Annotated in this window: 1 protein-coding gene; it reads left to right on the plus strand. The window is 35.2% G+C overall.

Translation table 11 applies throughout. The annotated features are described in order from the left end of the window. Positions 1–450: 450 nt before the first annotated feature. A complete protein-coding gene (locus tag D5R40_RS32630; protein ID WP_124145019.1) occupies positions 451–1602 on the plus strand; it encodes a 5-(carboxyamino)imidazole ribonucleotide synthase in 1152 nt (383 codons plus the stop codon). The last annotated feature ends 223 nt before the right edge of the window (positions 1603–1825 follow it).

Genomic DNA, 1825 nt, shown 5'->3' on the forward strand with positions numbered 1-1825 from the left:
AAAAAAGTAAAAATTATCTAAAATTTAAAATTTAAAACTTGAAGCTAGTGGGAATCAGTTATTAACTATTAGGTAAAAAAGAGTAAAAGTTATCTAAAAGTTTCTTGAAAATTATTGTTCAACTTACGAAATTAATTTGTAATGTTTTATAGCTTCCTATTTTGTATGTAGCGTTTCCCAAGTTACTGAGGTACAGTTGTTTTTGTTCTTTTCTATTCCCTACTCCCGATTTCCTAAAGATATTTTTGCCCGCAACTGAAATAGAATTGCTATAGATTAATAAAACTGATAAAAACTATTTTTATTTTGTTATAGCAGTCGAAGCAAAGGGCGCGGACATATCAAAAGCTGAAAACTCAGACAACGCAATATTTTTCCTTCTTCCTTCTTTCTTTTTCCTTCTTTCTTCTGCTATAAAATACAAAAGTTGAAACTGAATTTGTAATCAAAATGAATAGTACTGAAAAGGCAAAAAAATACCAAAACAAAATTCAGCGAGTGGGTGTCATTGGTGGAGGTCAGTTGGCATGGATGATGGCGGATGCTGCTAAAAAATTGGGAGTAGATTTAATTATTCAAACTCCTGAAAAAGATGACCCGGCAGTATCTATAGCAAAAGATACTATTTTGGCAGAAATTGATGATGCTCGGGCAACTGCTCAGTTAGCAAATAGTTGTGATGTGATTACTTTTGAAAATGAATTTATTAATATAGATGAGTTGTCGCTTCTGAGTAAAAAAAATGTAATTTTTCGTCCTAATTTATCTGTGTTAAAGCCCTTATTAGATAAATATCAACAGTTGTGTTATTTACGAGATTTAGGTTTACCTGTTCCCCAATTTTGGGAGTGGGAAACAGAAGCTGAAGCAATAAAATTTCCTCTAGTATTAAAAGCACGTCGTCATGGTTATGATGGTCATGGTATTTCTGTTATTCAAGATATTAATAGTTTAAAATATCAGAGAAATTCAAATATTTTCATTCAAGAATTTATCCCTTTTGACCGGGAAGTTGCAATTATTGCTGCTCGTTCAGTGACTGGTGAAATTAAAGTTTACCCAGTAGTAGAAACACAACAAGAAAATCAGGTTTGTCGGCGGGTTTTTGTATGTGATGAAAATTTAGAATTAGTCAAAGAAATTCAAGCGATCGCTCAAACTCTCCTCAATAGTTTAGAAGTTGTGGGAGTATTTGGTATTGAATTATTTATTACTAAAAATCAAACAATTTTAATTAATGAAATTGCTCCAAGAACTCATAACTCTGGTCATTACACTTTGGATGCTTGTGAGACTTCTCAATTTGAACAACATCTACGGGCAGTTTGTGGTCTACCTCTGGGTAGTACCGCTTTTAAGTCTAGGGGGGCAGTGATGGTGAATTTGTTGGGTTATGAATTTGCGGTAAATGACTACTTGACAAAACGGCAACAATTAGCTCAGATTCCTAATGCTTCAGTTTGGTGGTATGGCAAAACAGAATCTCGTCCAGGACGAAAGTTGGGTCATGTAACAGTATTGGTGCATGAGGAAAATTCCACCAAGTGCCGTCAGAAAGCTGAGGCGATCGCCCACAAAATTGAAAGTATCTGGCAGAGTTAACGAAGTCAGAAGTAAGAATTCAGAAGTCAGAAGTTAACCCACCCCTCGCCCCTCCCCCTCCCAGGAGGGGAAGTAGGGGATGTGTGAGCAACTCTCCAAAAATATTTCGACTTAGAAGGCGGAGTTTTATACCAATTTGATAAATGTTTGCTACATTTTATTGAGCGGGGGAGTAGGGAAGTGAGAGAGTAGGGGAGAGGTAAAAATAATAATAATTAACAAT

This window comes from Okeania hirsuta, assembly GCF_003838195.1.
In the GTDB taxonomy this organism is placed as follows: domain Bacteria; phylum Cyanobacteriota; class Cyanobacteriia; order Cyanobacteriales; family Microcoleaceae; genus Okeania; species Okeania hirsuta.

Excerpts from the sequence above, each read along its gene's own strand:
- D5R40_RS32630 (WP_124145019.1), top strand. The coding sequence starts at position 451 with ATGAATAGTACTGAAAAGGCAAAAAAATACCAAAACAAAATTCAGCGA.